General features: G+C 50.4%; 13 protein-coding genes and 1 other annotated feature. All 13 genes read right to left on the bottom strand.

Going from position 1 to position 17,119, the window contains the following annotated elements:
- Positions 1-112: 112 nt before the first annotated feature.
- The 13 genes from KNO73_RS14950 to tig all read right to left on the bottom strand — a co-directional run bounded on the left by KNO73_RS14950 (position 113) and on the right by tig (position 17,041).
- On the bottom strand, positions 113-373 hold the full coding sequence (locus tag KNO73_RS14950; RefSeq protein WP_215111940.1) for a DUF5388 domain-containing protein: 261 nt from the start codon (positions 371-373) through the stop codon (positions 113-115).
- A 382-nt stretch (positions 374-755) separates the two neighbouring features.
- On the bottom strand, positions 756-1,511 hold the full coding sequence (locus tag KNO73_RS01170; protein ID WP_078146540.1) for a hypothetical protein: 756 nt from the start codon (positions 1,509-1,511) through the stop codon (positions 756-758).
- A gap of 94 nt (positions 1,512-1,605) precedes the next feature.
- Positions 1,606-4,257 carry a valine--tRNA ligase gene (locus KNO73_RS01165; RefSeq protein ID WP_215111939.1) on the bottom strand — a complete coding sequence of 884 codons (2,652 nt, stop codon included), beginning with the start codon at positions 4,255-4,257 and terminating at the stop codon, positions 1,606-1,608.
- Positions 4,258-4,315: 58 nt separating this feature from the next.
- Positions 4,316-4,537 (bottom strand) — a binding site (T-box leader).
- Positions 4,538-4,584: 47 nt separating this feature from the next.
- Entirely contained in the window at positions 4,585-5,889 is a 1,305-nt protein-coding gene (hemL, locus tag KNO73_RS01160; RefSeq protein ID WP_215111938.1) for a glutamate-1-semialdehyde 2,1-aminomutase, read from the bottom strand.
- Entirely contained in the window at positions 5,886-6,866 is a 981-nt protein-coding gene (gene hemB / locus KNO73_RS01155) for a porphobilinogen synthase (protein ID WP_015881120.1), read from the bottom strand. Before hemB ends, hemL begins: the two co-directional genes overlap by 4 nt.
- Positions 6,863-7,495, bottom strand: coding sequence for a uroporphyrinogen-III synthase (locus KNO73_RS01150; RefSeq protein ID WP_215111937.1), 633 nt, complete (start codon positions 7,493-7,495; stop codon positions 6,863-6,865). Before KNO73_RS01150 ends, hemB begins: the two co-directional genes overlap by 4 nt.
- A 25-nt stretch (positions 7,496-7,520) precedes the next feature.
- A complete protein-coding gene (hemC, locus tag KNO73_RS01145) occupies positions 7,521-8,438 on the bottom strand; it encodes a hydroxymethylbilane synthase (RefSeq protein WP_215111936.1) in 918 nt (305 codons plus the stop codon).
- Positions 8,439-8,490: 52 nt separating this feature from the next.
- The gene (gene hemA, locus KNO73_RS01140; RefSeq protein ID WP_215111935.1) at positions 8,491-9,837 is read right to left on the bottom strand and encodes a glutamyl-tRNA reductase; all 1,347 of its coding nucleotides are present in this window, start codon (positions 9,835-9,837) and stop codon (positions 8,491-8,493) included.
- Between the two features lie 184 nt (positions 9,838-10,021).
- The gene (locus KNO73_RS01135) at positions 10,022-11,191 is read right to left on the bottom strand and encodes an AI-2E family transporter (RefSeq protein ID WP_078146535.1); all 1,170 of its coding nucleotides are present in this window, start codon (positions 11,189-11,191) and stop codon (positions 10,022-10,024) included.
- Positions 11,192-11,301: 110 nt separating this feature from the next.
- Positions 11,302-11,895, bottom strand: a complete 594-nt coding sequence (gene yihA, locus KNO73_RS01130; protein ID WP_078146534.1) for a ribosome biogenesis GTP-binding protein YihA/YsxC — start codon at positions 11,893-11,895, stop codon at positions 11,302-11,304.
- Positions 11,896-14,196 (bottom strand): endopeptidase La, encoded by a 2,301-nt coding sequence (gene lon / locus KNO73_RS01125; RefSeq protein WP_215111934.1) that lies wholly within the window; start codon positions 14,194-14,196, stop codon positions 11,896-11,898.
- A gap of 72 nt (positions 14,197-14,268) precedes the next feature.
- On the bottom strand, positions 14,269-15,537 hold the full coding sequence (gene clpX, locus KNO73_RS01120) for an ATP-dependent protease ATP-binding subunit ClpX (protein WP_015881113.1): 1,269 nt from the start codon (positions 15,535-15,537) through the stop codon (positions 14,269-14,271).
- A 211-nt stretch (positions 15,538-15,748) separates the two neighbouring features.
- Positions 15,749-17,041 (bottom strand): trigger factor, encoded by a 1,293-nt coding sequence (tig, locus tag KNO73_RS01115; RefSeq protein WP_015881112.1) that lies wholly within the window; start codon positions 17,039-17,041, stop codon positions 15,749-15,751.
- Positions 17,042-17,119 lie beyond the last annotated feature (78 nt).

The raw sequence follows: 17,119 nt of genomic DNA, 5'->3' as shown, positions 1-17,119 counted from the left end.
ACAAAGTACCAAAAAAAGGATTAATAGACAATATTATTTCAACGTGAATTTACTTTTTTTTAAAAATAATAGAAAGAGTGAGCAATGTCAAAATACACATTGCTCACTCTTTCTATTTCTTTTGCTTCATCATCAAAACATCTCGAATCATCTCGTATTCTTTCCTTTCATTTGAAGAGAGTAATTCAAGATACTCGTCAATCATCGTTGAAATGATCGCATCTGCTGAATCTGCTTTGCCCATCGTCACTAACGCTGATAATTTATTTTTTGTAAGGTTTGATACACGAACAGTGCTTGATCCTATATTGACCGAGTTCTTAGCTACCCGTTTATTTGAGGTTTCTTTCTGAGACGTGGTTTTCGATCCCACTGTTTGATATTCCGATACCTCAGCCTTATATTTTTATTGAGGCGCTTCACCTTTAGGGTATCTTTATCTAACTTTAGTCGATCAACCAATTCAGCCACATTTGACCGGTGTGGCAATCGGTGCACTCTTCACTTCTTCGTTCTACGTCACAACAGGTCGCTTGCCGTTTTGGAGTGAGGAAGACGAGGTATGAAATTCTTCTATAACATACTTTCGTCAGTGGTTGGAGTTCTATATTTTACATATATCGTCCACCTGTTTCGAATCGGTTTTACGACCCCGCTCTACACTTAGATTTCAATGCTATTGACGATTGGAGTCATCGCCTTGTGGCTTTTCAACAAACGACCCGAACGTCGCTCTTGACGCTCGGGTCTTAATATTATTCTGAATCCCGAAAAGGAAACGATACAGACGAAGGCTCCGGTAACGAATCAGCGAGTGCCAACAACTCTTCTTCCGAGATATTTCCTGTCACGATAATCAGTTTGCCTTGGGTTAAATAGTATAAACCGTTCCCGTATGATTGCTCCAATACATACGGTTCTGGCTGTTCCGACATCTCCCCTTCTACTTCAGTGAAAGAATCCGTCGCAATGATACTGATGAGGCGTGTCTCATCATATAACGTCCAAAGCTTCACCGGCCAATCGCTACCTGAATAATCAGCGCTGATGGCCTCCATCTCTTTATTAGGAAGATCTAATCCATGAGCGAACGCTGATGATGTCTCTGGAATCCCAAAACGTTGCATGCCACGCTGCGCCCATCCATTTCTTTCATCATGGATGAATACGCCAAACGGGTTCTCACGGTCAGGGACGGTCATCGCAACTAAACCGATCCCCCCGACCATCGTCTCCGTTATAATGTGATCCTTCGACAAGTGTCTTGTCGAGCCATCTTCATATTGAAGGGTGATTTGTTCCACGACCGCGTCTGAGACCCGTTCCGTGCCTGGTTGTACTTCGGCAATCGTCGTCCCCGTCACGTCTACGTCGGGGAATTGCGATTCATCGATCACTCCCTCCTGTTCTACCTCTTCCACACCCGCCTTCTCCACAGCCTTCGTCTCTTCTGACGGTGTACATCCAGCCAGTCCCAACATAAGAACACATACTATTCCGATTCGTCTCATCTCATATCCCCTTTTCTACGCCTATCTCTTCAAATTCTACCAAAACACAAAAAAACCTTCTTCAGAGAATCAATCTCCAAAGAAGGTGTATATCTTACTTACGCAACTCTTCCAAACGGGCGCGGACCGCGTCACGCTTGTCGAGGTAATCTTTTTCTTTTGCTTTCTCTTCGTCGATGACGTGAGCCGGCGCCTTGGCGATGAAGCCTTGGTTTCCGAGTTTCTTCTGTACGCGCTCGACTTCTTTCTCATACTTCGCCACTTCTTTTTCAAGACGGGCGATTTCTTCTTCGAAGTTGATGAGGTCTGCGAGTGGGATGAAGAGCTCCGCTCCCGTCATGATTGCTGACATCGACTTGTCCGGAGCCGTGAGGCCACGTCCGATTTCAAGCTCTGTCGCGTTCGTGAACTTACCGATTGTCATTTCATTCGCGCTCAAGTACCCTTGTGTCGCATCGTCGCTCGTCGAGATGAAGAGCTGGATCGGTTTCGACATCGGTGCGTTCACTTCGGCACGGATGTTACGAACCGAGCGGATGACGTTCATCACAGCTTCAAACGCTGGAACCGAATCGGCGAAGTGAAGGTCGTCACAACGCGTCGGGTAGCTTGCACGAACGATTGAATCGCCTTCGTGCGGCAAGTGTTGCCAAATTTCTTCTGTAAGGAACGGCATGAACGGGTGCATGAGACGCATGATCGAATCGAGCGTATGCGCGAGGACCGAACGGGTCGTGTGCTTCGCTGCTTCGTCCTCACCGTACAACGTGAGTTTCGCCATCTCGATGTACCAGTTACAGAACTCTTCCCAAATGAAGTTGTACAAGTAACGACCGGCTTCACCGAACTCGTATTTGTCGACGAGACGTGTCACTTGATCGATTGTGTCGTTCAAGCGTGTCAAAATCCACTTGTCAGCAAGCGTCTTCTCACCCGTGAGGTCGATGTCTTCGACTTTGAGTCCATCCATGTTCATGAGTGCGAAACGACTTGCGTTCCAAATCTTGTTCGCGAAGTTCCATGTCGACTCGATCTTCTCCCAATAGAAACGAAGGTCGTTCCCTGGTGTCGAACCTGTGAGGAGGAACCAACGGAGTGAATCCGCTCCATACTGGTCGATGACTTCCATCGGGTCAACGCCGTTACCGAGTGATTTCGACATCTTGCGTCCTTCCGAGTCACGGATGAGACCGTGGATGAGGACGTCATTGAACGGTTGCTTCCCTGTGAACTCGAGTGATTGGAAGATCATCCGTGATACCCAGAAGAAGATGATGTCGTATCCTGTGACGAGCGCGCTCGTCGGGAAGTAACGGTTGAAGTCCGGTGCGTCCGCATCCGGCCAGCCCATCGTTGAGAACGGCCAAAGTGCTGACGAGAACCATGTGTCGAGGACGTCTTCGTCTTGTGTCCAGTTCTCACTGTCCGCTGGCGCCTCTTTCCCTACATATACTTCACCTGTCTCGTTATGGTACCAAGCCGGGATGCGGTGGCCCCACCAAAGTTGACGGCTGATACACCAGTCGCGGATGTTCTCCATCCAACGGAGGTATGTGCCTTCGAAACGTTCTGGAACGAAGTTGACTTTCGTGTCGTCGTTCCCTTGTGCTTCGAGTGCCGCTTTCGCGAGTGGCTCCATGTTAACAAACCATTGTTTCGAAAGGTATGGCTCGATGACTGCGCCTGAACGCTCTGAGTGACCAACCGAGTGCGTATGTGGCTCAATCTTCACGAGTGTACCGTCCGTCTCAAGGTCTTTCACGAGTTGCTTGCGGCATTCGAAGCGGTCGAGCCCTTCGTACTTGCCTGCGTTCTCGTTCATCTTCCCGCCTTCATCCATGACGAGGATGCGTGGAAGCTCGTGGCGGTTTCCGATTTCAAAGTCGTTCGGGTCGTGTGCTGGCGTGATCTTCACGCAACCTGTACCGAACTCCATGTCGACATAGTCGTCTGCAACGATTGGAATCTCGCGGTTCATGACTGGAAGCATGATCGTCTTGCCGATGAGGTGTGTGTAACGCTCATCTTTCGGGTTGACGGCAACCGCCGTATCACCGAGCATCGTCTCAGGACGTGTCGTCGCGATTTCGATATGACCTGAACCGTCAGCGAGGGGATACTTCATGTGATAGAACGCACCCTCGACTTCTTGATAGATGACCTCGATATCTGAAACGGCCGTCTTTTGAGCCGGGTCCCAGTTGACGATGTATTCGCCACGGTAAATCAATCCCTTTTCGTAAAGACGGACGAATACTTCTTGAACGGCTTTTGAGAGCCCTTCGTCGAGTGTGAAGCGCTCACGCGAGTAATCGAGACCGAGACCAAGTTTTGACCATTGGTCGCGAATCGTCTTCGCATACTCGTCTTTCCATTCCCACGTCTTCTCGAGGAACTTTTCACGTCCGAGGTCGTAACGCATCACGCCTTCTTCACGGAGCTTTTGCTCGACTTTCGCTTGTGTCGCAATCCCAGCGTGGTCCATCCCTGGGAGCCAGAGCACGTCATAGCCTTGCATACGCTTGAGGCGTGTCAACAAATCTTGGAGCGTCGTGTCCCAGGCGTGACCGAGGTGAAGTTTCCCGGTAACGTTCGGTGGTGGGATGACAATCGTGTACGGTTGTTTCGAATCGTCCTCGTCTGCTTTAAATACATCGTTCTCTAACCAGTAGTCGTACCATTTTGACTCCGTCGCACTTGGGTCGTACTTCGTCGGCATGGTGATTTCATTTGTCTCATGGGCCATGTGTGGCGCCTCCTCTATGTTATTGGTGAACACAAAAACGGCTTCTCTCGTCCTATACGCTAAGGACGAAAGAAGCCGTGATCTTCCGCGGTACCACCTTAGTTCGCCAACAAGTGGCGCCCTCAAAATCGAATAACGGTCGATGGACCGAACTTTCTTACTCCATTCAGAAAGTTAGCTCCGAGGCGACTTCCGCGTCCATCCCTCGCAACCTTTCACCAAGCGGTCGCGTCTCTAAAAGGAATGGAGGATGCGTACTACTCCTCATCAATGCTTTTCATCGTATCTGTTAAATAATTGTAGCGACAGAAACGTCAGCAGTCAAGATTAGAGTGAAAACTCTTCTTGAAGCTCCTTGAACGTCGCCTCGACCGCTGCGATCGTCTTCTCGATATCCTCGTCCGTATGAGCCGTCGAGAGGAACAATCCTTCGAACTGTGACGGTGGCAAGAAGACGCCGCGCGCCGCCATCTTCTGATAGTACGAACGGAACATCTCGAGGTTTGCCGACTTCGCTTTCTCGAAGTTCGTCACTTTCTCGTTCGTGAAGAAGAAACCGAACATCGAGCCAGCGCGGTTCGTGTCGTGTGGGATGTTGTATTTCTCGCCTGCTTGCGTGAAGCCTTCCGCGAGACGGTCTGCTTTACGCTCGAACTCGGCGTAGTGCTCCGGTTTGAGTTGCGAGAGTGTCGTGTAACCGGCAATCATCGCAAGTGGGTTACCCGAGAGCGTCCCAGCTTGATAGATTGGACCTTGTGGTGCAATCTGTTCCATGATTTCACGTTTCCCACCGTAAGCGCCGACCGGAAGTCCGCCGCCGATGACCTTACCGAGACACGTGAGGTCTGGTGTGACACCGAAATACCCTTGTGCACAGTTGTACCCGACACGGAAGCCCGTCATGACCTCATCAAAGATGAGGAGCGCACCGTTTTGTTCCGTGATCTCACGAAGTCCTTCGAGGAACCCTGGTTGTGGTGGCACGAAGCCCATGTTTCCTGCTGCTGGTTCGACGATAACGCCAGCGAGATCATCACCGTATTTTTCAAAGGCGACGCGGACTGCGTCCAAGTCATTATAAGGAACCGTGAGCGTATGGCTCGCAAGCTCTTTCGGTACACCTGGTGAGTCTGGAAGACCGAGCGTCGCGACGCCAGACCCGGCTTTGATGAGAAGCGAGTCACCGTGTCCGTGGTAACATCCTTCGAATTTCAAAATCTTTGTCTTCCCGGTATAGCCGCGTGCGAGGCGAAGTGCCGCCATCGTCGCTTCCGTTCCCGAGTTGACCATGCGGACCATCTCGATCGATGGGACACGGTCGATGACGAGTTCTGCCATCTTCGTTTCAAGCTCGGTCGGCGTCCCGAACGTCCAGCCTTTTCCAGCTTGTTCTTGGATCGCTTTCGTGACGACCGGATCACGGTGACCGAGGATGAGTGGTCCCCATGAGAGGACGTAATCGATATATTCGTTGCCGTCGATGTCATAGACGCGTGAGCCTTCACCGCGTTCGGCGAAGATTGGCGTCATGCCGACCGATTTGTAGGCACGGACCGGGCTGTTGACACCGCCTGGCATGAGCGGGCGGGCTTGTTCGAACGCTTCTTGTGAACGTGTTTGGTTGTATGTCATGCGTAGTCTCCTTCCAAATAGCGACAGACGTCTTTTGCGAAATACGTGACGATGAGATCGGCGCCGGCACGTTTGAATCCGACCATCGTCTCCATGACGATGCGTTCTTCGTCGACCCAGTCGTTGAGTGACGCGGCTTTGATCATCGCATACTCTCCGCTCACGTTATACGCCACGATCGGCATATCGAGTGAGTCGCGCATGTCACGGATGATATCCATGAACGCGAGAGCCGGTTTGACGATCATGAAGTCGGCACCTTGTTCCACATCCGATTGTGACTCGCGGAACGCCTCGCGACGGTTCGCCGGGTCCATCTGATACCCTTTACGGTCGCCTTCTCCAGGAGCTGATTGGGCTGCGTCACGAAACGGTCCGTAATAGGCTGATGCATATTTGACGCCGTAGCTCATGATTGGAATGTGGCTAAATCCGTTCTGGTCGAGACCTTCGCGGATAGCTGCGACGAATCCGTCCATCATCGAGCTCGGTGCGATGATATCGGCACCCGCCTGTGCTTGCGTGATCGCCGTTTGGACGTGAAGGGGTAGCGATGCGTCGTTATCGACGTCCCCATCCTTCACGAGACCACAGTGACCTGTCGACGTGTATTCACAGAGGCACGTATCGGCGATGACCGTGAGCTGTGGCGCCCACTCCTTCACTTTACGGATCGCCTCTTGGACGATACCGTGGTCATGATACGCTTCACTACCTTCTGGGTCTTTATGTTCCGGCACGCCGAACAAGAGAACAGATTGGAGACCGAGGTCGACGATTTCTTTGATCTCTTCTTCGAGTCGGTCAAGTGAATAATTGAAGACGCCAGGCATCGAGCTGACTTCACGTTTAATGTTAGTCCCTTCAATGATGAAGAGCGGGTAAATCAAATCTTCTTTTCGAACATGATTTTCACGTACGAGGGCACGCATCGACTTCGATGAGCGAAGACGACGGTGACGGTCAAACTGGTTCATGAAAAATCCTCCCCTACACACTGTATTAATGCATCCATAGTATAACATTCTGGAACTCGTACCGGTAACGTCGACACTTGTCGGACCGCGCGTTCGGTCACTTCGCCAATGGCGTACCACGTCCCGTTGAAGTGGGACAAGTGTGGTGTGAGTGCATCGACGGCCGACGGACTCAAGACGAGTAACGCCTTCACCGTCTCGAGTTGTTGTTGTTGGTCCGAGGTCAATCGGATTGGAATCGTCTCATAGACGACCCAGTCCTGTACATGAGGCAACATCGACATATGGGACGTGTTCGCCAAATTGCCACGTGCAAACAAGACGACATCATCGGTCGAAACAACGTCAGATAACTGCTCAAAAAGCGCCTCACCCGTATACGTCTCCGGCATGAGCGAGACGGTAAAGCCCTCCGCTTCAAGCGCCCGCTTCGTCTTCTCCCCGACAGCGGCGACCTTGACGTCACGCGTCAGATTCCGAAGGGCTTGCACCGCGTTTTGACTCGTGACGACGAGCCAATCGAATCGTTCCACGGGTGGCGGTGTATGCGTCTCTCTCGTCTGAATGAGCGGGACATGATGAACGGAAAGACCGCTCGCCTCGAGCCGTGCCCGTTGCGAAGCGGTCATTCGTTTCGTCCCCGTGTACCAAACGTCACTCATTGACCGAGGCGAGGATTTCACGCCCGCCACGACCGAGCAATTCTTCTGCTACGTCCATTCCGAGTGCGATTCCGTCCGTTGACGTTTTCGTCACACGGAGCACTTCTTTCCCGTCCACTGACGCGATGAGACCTGTCAGTGTCACATCGTCACCGTCGACCGTCGCATAACCGCCGACCGGTACGTGACAATTTCCTTCAATCGCTTTTAAGAAAGTACGCTCCGCTGTAGCCGCTTTCGCTGTCACTTCATCATGCAACAATTGAAGCACTGCCGTCACTTCTGCGTCGTCCTTGCGGCTCTCGATGGCGAGTACGCCTTGTCCGACAGCAGGTACCATGACGTCCGGGTCAAGCGCTTCGAAGTCGACACGATCTGTCCACCCCATCCGTTCAAGTCCGGCTTTCGCGAGCAAGATGGCATTGTAGTTCTCGGCGTCTAACTTCTTCAGACGCGTGTCGATGTTTCCACGAATCCATTGAATCTCAAGGTCAGGACGGGCTGCCAAGATTTGAGCACCACGACGGAGTGAGCTCGTTCCGACAATCGAACCTTTTGGAAGCGTCTCGAACGTGTAGCCGTTCTCACAGATGAGGACGTCACGCGCATCGACACGTTTCGGCATGCAGCTAATATAGAGTTCTTCTGGTAGTTCGGCCGGAACGTCTTTCATGCTGTGTACGGCGAAATCGATGTCCCCATCGAGCATCTGTTGTTGAATCTCTTTGACGAACAACCCTTTCCCACCGACTTTCGACAATTGCACGTCGACGATTTGGTCACCTTTCGTCACGATTTCTTTAATCTCGAACTCGTTCTTTGCTCCAGCTTGCTTCAACTGCTCGATGACCCATTTTGTTTGAGTCATGGCGAGTTGGGAACGGCGTGAGCCGACAATGATTTTCCGCATGTTCAATCTCTCCTTCATAGAAAAAGGCGACACGCGTCGCCTTTTTGTCTTGTTAGCGCATCAATGCGCGAAGTGGTGCTTTGGCAGAAGTGGCATCTGTTTCTTCCACTTCGTCTACAGGTTGTTCCGGCAACTCGACATCAAGTCCGAACGTCTCGATGAATTGAGCGATTCGAACGTTCGCGTCCGGTTGAGCCGCTGCATCTTTAATGTAGTCAATCGGGTCACGAAGCATTTGATTGATGATCGACTTCATGTGCTTCCCGATGACTTTCTTGTCTCGTGCTGACAAATGGTCGAGCTTACGCTCAAGACTCGTCATCGTATCTTCTTGAATATCAAGGGCACGAGCACGCAACTCGTTCATGATTGGCACGACACCAAGCGTGATGAGCCATGTTTGGAACTCTTGAATCGCTTCATCGATTTTCATTTCAATCTTTTCAGCCTCGACGAGACGCGCTTCAAGATTTTTGTTTACGATTCCATTCAAATCATCGACATCGAACAAATGCACACCCGGAAGTGTCGCGACCGCTGGATCGATATCTCGCGGCACAGCGATGTCAATGAGAAGAAGCGGACGTTCGCGGCGCAGCAACTGCGCAGCCGCTACATCGTCGTATCCAATAACGGCATCCTTCGCCCCGGTCGAACTAATCAAAATATCTGCATCAAGTAATCCACATGCGATCTCACGAATCGAATGGGCACGGCCTTTGAACTTATCCGCTACAGCTTTTGCTTTGCTCTCCGTCCGGTTGAAGACAGCGATTTGTTTCGCACCAGCTTCAAATAAGTTGAGTGTCGTCAATTCACCCGTCTCACCGGCTCCGACGACGACGACTTGTTTGTCTTCAAGCTGTTGATACATCTCTTGTGCGAGCGTCACGGCAGCCGAACTGACCGATACAGACATTTCCCCAATTTGCGTGTCCGTATGGGCGCGCTTGGCGAGTGTAACCGCTTCTTTGAATAATTTGTTGAAGACCGTTCCTGTCGTTCCATGCTCCTGGGCACGGAAGAAACTCGTCTTCACTTGACCTAAAATTTGTGTTTCTCCGATGATCATCGAGTCGAGGCCCGACGTGACACGGAACAAGTGGCGAATCGCCTCTTCCCCTTCTCGAATCGACAAGTATGGTGTGAACTGCTCCATCTCTAGGTTGAACCAGTTCGCCAAGAAACGTTTCGTGTAATAACGTCCAGTATGGAGTTGATCTGTCACGACGTACAGCTCCGTCCGGTTACACGTAGACAAAATAACCGACTCGAAAATGCTCTTCTCTTCGCGAAGTGCAATCATCGCATCCACGATTTCTTGCTCCCCAAACGAGAATTGCTCCCGAATCGCGACAGGGGCTGTCTTGTTATTTAGTCCAACGACGACAATATACATGTATCTCTTCCCCTCATCTAAATTCCACCGACGGTTGTCTTTTCTTTTTTCAATCTCTACCGTACATTATAACAGTTCTTATCTGGTAACTATAATCTTCTGTTTGATTTTCCTGAAATAAAATAAGAACTTTTTGTGACAAAAAGAAGTAGAAATGGCGAAACTCCATTCCTACCCTTTTTTCTTATGGATTTGGCGAGTTCGGGTCCGTGATGATCGAACTCTCGGGCTCCTCTTTGTCTAAATAATGCTCCCGTTCCCGTAATTTATAGATGCGAACGATATTCTGGACAACCGTTTTGGCGACCGCATAAAACGGTACAGCGATGAGCATTCCGATGATACCGGCCAAATTTCCTGCCACGAGCAAGACGATGATGATCGTGAGCGGGTGTACTTTTAACGACTTCCCTTGAATGAGTGGCGAGATGACGTTCGACTCAATTTGTTGCACGACGATGATGACAACGATGACCCATAATACCTTGATTGGATCTTGAATGAATGCCACGACCACTGCCGGTGCAGCCCCTAGGAACGGTCCAACGTAAGGGATGATATTTGTTACCATCATGAAGAGTGCGAGCAAGATGGCATAATCTACACCGACGATCCATAGACCGATCAGTGACGTGATTCCAACGAAGAATGCGACGAGCAACTGAGCGTTGACGTAGCTCCGCACCGTCTCGTGCATGTCATGCAAGATGTGACGCGTCTCTTTCTCATAGCTCGAGGGTAAGAGTTTGACGATAGCGTCTGGTAAACGTTTCCCGTCGAGTAACATGTAAAGGAGCATGAACGGGATGACGACAATCGTGATAACCGCTGACGTCACGAAACCAACGACTTGCCCAAATGACGAGGCGATATTTCCGAACAGATCACCTAAGTACGACGTGATGTTCGTCGTCAAGTTACGGAACATCTCGTCATTTTCTGCCATGAAGCGTGCAAAGAACTCATTTTGAAGCAACGTGTCACGGACAGCGAACGCCTGTTTCTGAAGTTCTTTTGCGATACTCGGCATAGAGTTGACGAGCGACGTGATTTGTTCGCCTAAAACCGGTCCGAGAATACTGAAGACAAGTGTAAAAATAAGCACGAGTCCGATCAGTGTGATGGCTACAGCTAGCGTTCTCTTCCCTTTTAAGCGTTTCTCTAAGAAATCGACAATCCCGACCAGAAAATAAAAGAAGAGTCCGGCCACAATAAGCGGAACCGTGACGAGTGCCAAGATGACTTGAATCGGTTCAAACACGAATGAGATCTGTGTCCCGACCCAAATGACTAAAAAGATGGTCAGCGTCCAAAAGAGGGCGCGATACCATTTGTTTTCAAACATGCGTTGCATTTCTCCACCTCGTTTACAATGATGACTATGTACTAACTATGATTATACGATAATTACCCGCTTGCGGGCTGACAAAAACAAAAAGGCGAAGGAATCCCTTCGCCTTCTCCTTATTCGCCTTCAGTGATGAGTGCGTAAATCGCTTTCCATGCCTCGTCTTTTCCTTCTGCCGTCTCGGCTGAGAAGGCGACAAAACGGTCAGATGGATCGAATTGAAGCTTGCGTTTCACCGCCGCCTCATGTTTTTGACGCTGACTCTTCTTGATTTTATCGAGTTTCGTCGCCACAACGATGACCGGAATCTCATAATGTTTCAAAAAGTTGTACATCGTCACATCGTCACCCGTCGGATCATGACGGATATCGACGAGTAAGACGACGCCGCGAAGCGCCTCTTGACTCGTCAAATACTGTTCCATCATGACGCCCCACTTCTCACGTTCCGTCTTCGAGACTTTCGCATATCCGTATCCCGGAACGTCAACGAACATGATCTCATCATTGATGTTGAAGAAGTTGAGGGTCTGTGTCTTCCCTGGTTTCGAAGACGTCCGTGCGAGCGCCTTCCGTTGGCAAATCTTATTGATGAACGACGATTTCCCGACGTTCGACCGCCCGGCAAGTGCCACTTCCGGCAAGTCATGGACCGGGTAATGGTCTGGCGCGACGGCACTCGTCACAAACTCTGCTTTGTTGATCTTCATTTAATTTCCTCCAAATGCTACATCTAGTACTTCATCGAGTGTCGTCACGGGAACGAACGTCAATTTCTCACGAACCGTCTCTTGAATATCATCGATGTCTCGCTCATTATCTTTCGGAATGACGATGGTCGTCAACCCGGCCCGATGAGCAGCGAGCGCTTTTTCTTTCAATCCGCCGATCGGCAAAACACGTCCACGGAGTGTGATCTCACCTGTCATCCCGACGTCGCGATGGACTTTCTTCCCGGTCAATGCGGAAATCAAGGCTGTCGCGATCGTGATGCCGGCCGACGGTCCGTCTTTTGGCACGGCACCCTCTGGCACGTGAATGTGAATGTCTTGTCGCTCATAGAACGTCGGGTCAATCCCGAACCGCTCTGCGTTTGCACGGACATAGCTATATGCTGTTTGTGCCGACTCCTGCATCACATCACCAAGTTTACCCGTCAACTGAAGTTTGCCTTTCCCTGGAGCGAGCGCCACTTCGATTGTGAGCGTGTCGCCACCAAACGCCGTGTAGGCAAGGCCTGTCACCGCACCGATGGAGTCCTCGGTCTCCCCTTTTCCGTAGCGATACTTCGGCTTCCCGAGATACGTGATGATCGCCTTTTTCGAAATCGTGACCCGTTTCTTCTCCCCGATGGCGATTTGTTTCGCGGCTTTCCGGCAGAGTGATCCGATGACGCGTTCTAAGTTCCGGACGCCGGCTTCACGTGTGTAACGACGGACGACTTCATAGAGCGCATCTTCTTTAATCGTCAACTGACTCTTCTTCAATCCGTGCTCTGTCAACTGTTTCGGCACCAAGTGACGCTTCGCGATCTCTACTTTCTCAAGCTCCGTGTATCCACCGATTTGAATCAATTCCATCCGGTCAAGAAGCGGTGCTGGGATTTGTGAGACATCATTCGCAGTTGCGATAAAGAGAACGTTCGACAAATCGAACGGTTCTTCGATGTAGTGGTCCGAGAAGGAGACGTTTTGTTCTGGGTCGAGCACTTCTAGCATCGCGGACGCCGGGTCCCCTCTGAAGTCAGAAGCCATTTTGTCGATCTCATCGAGCAAGAAGACCGGATTTTTGCTTTCCGCTTGCTTCAATCCGCGAATGATCCGTCCTGGCATCGCACCGATATACGTACGACGGTGCCCACGGATTTCCGCCTCATCACGCACACCACCGAGTGAGACACGAACGAAGTGACGTTCAAGTGCCGAGGCGATCGAACGAGCGAGTGACGTCTTCCCGACCCCTGGAGGTCCGGCGAGACAGAGGATTGGTCCACGAAGCGAGTTCGTCAACTGGCGGACGGCCAAATACTCGAGGATACGGTCTTTTACCGATTCTAAGCCGTAATGGTCATCGTCGAGGACGTCTGCCGCATGTTTCACGTCAAGCTTGTCTTCCGTCTCAATGCCCCAAGGAAGAGAAGTGACCCAGTCGAGGTAGTTACGGATGACCGCATACTCCGGAGACGTCTGCGGCACGACGTTCAATCGTTCCGCTTCACGCATGACGTTCTTCCGCGTCGTCTCTGGCAAGTCGAGCGCCTCTAGCTTCTCACGAAGGCGGTTCGGTTCTGACTCTTGCGTCTGGTCTCCGAGTTCTTGCTGGATCGTCTTCATCTGTTCCCGTAAGTAATACTCGCGCTGCGACTGCTCAATCGACTTCTTCGTCCGCTCGCGCATCTCTTGCTCGAGCTCAATCACTTCGACCTCGTGTGCGATGATTTCAAGCAGTTCAAGTCCTCGCTTGACGGCATCCGCCTCTTCGAGCATCGCTTGGCGAAGCTCGACGTCGACATCGAGTTTCGACGTGATATAGTCCGTGAGCGATTCAAGCCGCTCATACATCTCGAAACGGCGACGCTCATCTGGCGACATACCCTTAATGTTTGCGACGAGTTTTCCGAACTGTTCTTTCAACAGACGGACGAGTGCTGTTCGTTCGACCTCTTCCCCTTCTATGAGTTCGACCGGTTCGATGTTGGCGAACCATCCTTCATCTGTCGATTCGACCGAGTCGACACGGACGCGCTCTTTCCCGACGATCCGAACCCGAATCGTCTCGTTCGACAGTTCACTCATCTTCGCAATGTGGACACGCGTTCCAACCATGTACAAGTCTTCCGGTTCTGGAGACTCGTTCCCAGTTTCTTTCTGTGTCACGACAATCAAATCTGTTTCATGCTCCTTTGCGGCAAGGAGCGCCCGAAGGGATAACGGGCGTCCGACATCGATGGTCACACCGATGAGCGGATATACGACGACTCCTCGCAAAGGAAGGATTGGTAATTTTTCCATATACAACGCCTCCTGTGCAAAAAGGCCCAAAACTCGGATGTGCCGAGTGTTTGAGCCTTCTTCGTTAAAGAATTATGCTGTCTCTTTGTTGTCCCCTGTCTGTTCGACAGTACCGTCACGAAGGACGTATTTCGGACCGGCAAGACCCGTAATCGTTTCATCCGTGATGATGACTTTCTCGATATCGTCACGCGATGGGACAGTGAACATCACATCGAGCATCATTTCTTCGATAATCGAGCGGAGACCGCGCGCGCCAGTCTTACGTTTGATCGCAAGTTTGGCGATTTCGATCAATGCTTCGTCTGTGAACGTCAATTCGACATCGTCAAGCTCGAGCATTTTCTCGTACTGACGGACGAGAGCATTTTTCGGCTTCGTCAAGATTTCAACGAGCGCTTCTTCATCGAGTGTCGTGAGCGTCGCCATGACTGGCAAACGTCCGATGAACTCAGGAATCAAGCCGAATTTTTGAAGGTCTTCAGGGAGTGCGCGGGCGAGCAAGTCCTCTTGCGTCAACTCGCGATTCTCTTGATCGTTTCCGAAACCGATGACTTTCTTCCCGATTCGGCGTTTGACGACCGATTCGATGCCGGCGAATGCGCCACCGACAATGAAGAGAATGTTTGTTGTGTCGATTTGGATAAATTCTTGATGCGGATGCTTCCGTCCACCTTGTGGCGGTACGCTTGCTGTCGTGCCTTCAAGAATTTTAAGGAGCGCCTGCTGAACGCCTTCACCGGATACATCACGCGTAATCGATGGGTTTTCAGACTTACGGGCAATCTTATCGATTTCATCGATGTAGATGATCCCTTTTTCAGCCTTCTCGACATCATAGTCAGCCGATTGAATCAATTTGAGCAAGATATTCTCGACGTCTTCTCCGACGTAACCTGCTTCCGTCAAGCTCGTCGCATCTGCGATTGCGAATGGGACGTTCAAGACGCGAGCCATCGTCTGAGCGAGAAGCGTCTTCCCGCTACCAGTTGGTCCGATCATGACGATGTTCGACTTCGCAAGTTCGACATCATCCGAACGGCCGCCGGCGTTGATCCGTTTATAGTGGTTATAGACAGCGACTGAAAGCGCACGTTTCGCGCGGTCTTGACCAATGACATAATCGTCTAGGATGTTACGAATCTCTTGTGGTTTTGGAATGTCTTTGAATTCGACTTCTTCCTCTACACCGAGCTCTTCCTCAACGATTTCATTACAAAGTTCGATACACTCATCGCAAATGTATACACCTGGTCCAGCGACTAACTTACGAACTTGTTCTTGCGATTTTCCGCAAAACGAGCACTTGAGTTGCCCCTTTTCCTCGTTAAATTTGAACATTCGATACACCCCTTCTGTGGTGAAAATGGATGTAAGTGCGATAAATCGCGATTTGAATTTTCTGGTGCGATGCACCGCGAAAAGACATTTTACATCTCTGCGTTGAAATAATTGTAGCATGAACATATTGCGACTTCAAAGAATTACACATGCAATGTGCTGTGACAGAAAAAAGGACGACCGCTAGGCAGTCGTCCCTTCGAATATCAGCTTACTTCGCTTTACCGTTTTCAACGAGGATGTCGATCGCTTTACGGAATTTGAGGTCACCTTTAAGTGTCTCAAGGCCGCCTTGCGGAGCGAGCATCGTACGGAGTTGGTCCGGTGCGATGTTGTAAAGTTTAGACATTTCTTCAAGCTCTTTCTCAGCATCTTCGTCAGATACTTCGATTGCTTCTTTGTCAGCGATTGCTTTCAAGACGAGACGAGCTTTTACGCGCTCTTCAGCTTGCTCTTTCATCTCTTCGCGCATTGCTTCTTCAGAAGTACCAGTGAGCTCGAAGTACATGTTAAGGTCGATTCCTTGTGAAGATACACGTGAACCGAACTCTTGTACCATGCGGTCAACTTCTTGTTCAACGAGAACTTCCGGTACGTCGATTGTCGCGTTAGCAGTTGCCTGCTCTACGAGTTGGTCGCGCATTGTACCTTCAGCTTCTTGTTTCTTACCAGCTTCTAAACGCTCACGGATGCTTGCTTTCAACTCGTCGAGTGTCGAAACAGACTCGTCGATGTCTTTTGCAAACTCGTCGTCGAGTTCAGGAACTTGTTTTGTTTTGACTTCGTGAAGTTTGACTTTGAATGTCGCTGGTTTACCCGCCAAGTTTTCAGCGTGGTACTCTTCAGGGAATGTTACTTCAACGTCTTTTTCTTCACCAGCAGTCATGCCGATCATTTGCTCTTCGAATCCCGGGATGAATTGACCAGAACCGATTTCGAGTGTGTAGTTCTCAGCTGTGCCGCCTTCGAACTGCTCACCGTCAGCGAAACCTGCGAAATCAAATACAGCTGTATCGCCGTTTTCGATTGCACCTTCTTTAACAGCGAGTTCTGCGCCTTGCTGTTGAAGTGCTTCAAGTTCTGCTGTTACTTCGTCTTCTGTCACTTCTGTAGAAACAGCTTCGTACTCAAGACCTTTGTATTCGCCAAGCTCAGCTTCTGGCTCAACCACGAATGTCACTTTGAAAGCGACTGGTTTGCCTTTCTCGAGCGTGCCGTCTACATCGATGTTTTCGAGCGCGATTGGTTCGAAACCAGCTTCTTCAACCGCACCTTGGATTGTGTCGCGGTAGAGAATGTCGAGCGCATCTTGATAGAGTGCTTCTTCTCCATACATTTTGTTGAACATTGGGCGTGGCAATTTACCTTTACGGAAGCCAGGCACGTTCAAGTCTTTGACGACTGTTTTAAATGCGGCGTCAACTGCTTTATCAAAAGCTTCTGCAGGAGCTTCGTACGTGAGTACGCCTTGGCTACCTGATGTTTTTTCCCATTTTGCTGTCATGCTAAGTCCCTCCAACAATTCGTTTATACCGTACAAAAATGTACAACAATCCGTATTATAGCATAAATCCTCGGTAAG

Origin of the sequence: Exiguobacterium sp. s83, assembly GCF_018617095.1 — a bacterium.
Taxonomy (GTDB): Bacteria; Bacillota; Bacilli; order Exiguobacteriales; family Exiguobacteriaceae; genus Exiguobacterium; species Exiguobacterium profundum.
The sequence above is the reverse complement of the archived record's forward strand: the minus strand, read 5'-3'. Positions and strand labels throughout refer to the sequence as shown.

Excerpts from the sequence above, each read along its gene's own strand:
- KNO73_RS01170 (WP_078146540.1), bottom strand. The coding sequence starts at position 1,511 with ATGAGACGAATCGGAATAGTATGTGTTCTTATGTTGGGACTGGCTGGA.
- tig (WP_015881112.1), bottom strand. The coding sequence starts at position 17,041 with ATGACAGCAAAATGGGAAAAAACATCAGGTAGCCAAGGCGTACTCACG.
- hemA (WP_215111935.1), bottom strand. The coding sequence starts at position 9,837 with ATGTATATTGTCGTCGTTGGACTAAATAACAAGACAGCCCCTGTCGCG.
- KNO73_RS01135 (WP_078146535.1), bottom strand. The coding sequence starts at position 11,191 with ATGCAACGCATGTTTGAAAACAAATGGTATCGCGCCCTCTTTTGGACG.
- hemC (WP_215111936.1), bottom strand. The coding sequence starts at position 8,438 with ATGCGGAAAATCATTGTCGGCTCACGCCGTTCCCAACTCGCCATGACT.
- KNO73_RS01165 (WP_215111939.1), bottom strand. The coding sequence starts at position 4,257 with ATGGCCCATGAGACAAATGAAATCACCATGCCGACGAAGTACGACCCA.
- hemB (WP_015881120.1), bottom strand. The coding sequence starts at position 6,866 with ATGAACCAGTTTGACCGTCACCGTCGTCTTCGCTCATCGAAGTCGATG.
- yihA (WP_078146534.1), bottom strand. The coding sequence starts at position 11,895 with ATGAAGATCAACAAAGCAGAGTTTGTGACGAGTGCCGTCGCGCCAGAC.
- lon (WP_215111934.1), bottom strand. The coding sequence starts at position 14,196 with ATGGAAAAATTACCAATCCTTCCTTTGCGAGGAGTCGTCGTATATCCG.
- KNO73_RS01150 (WP_215111937.1), bottom strand. The coding sequence starts at position 7,495 with ATGACCGCTTCGCAACGGGCACGGCTCGAGGCGAGCGGTCTTTCCGTT.
- hemL (WP_215111938.1), bottom strand. The coding sequence starts at position 5,889 with ATGACATACAACCAAACACGTTCACAAGAAGCGTTCGAACAAGCCCGC.
- clpX (WP_015881113.1), bottom strand. The coding sequence starts at position 15,537 with ATGTTCAAATTTAACGAGGAAAAGGGGCAACTCAAGTGCTCGTTTTGC.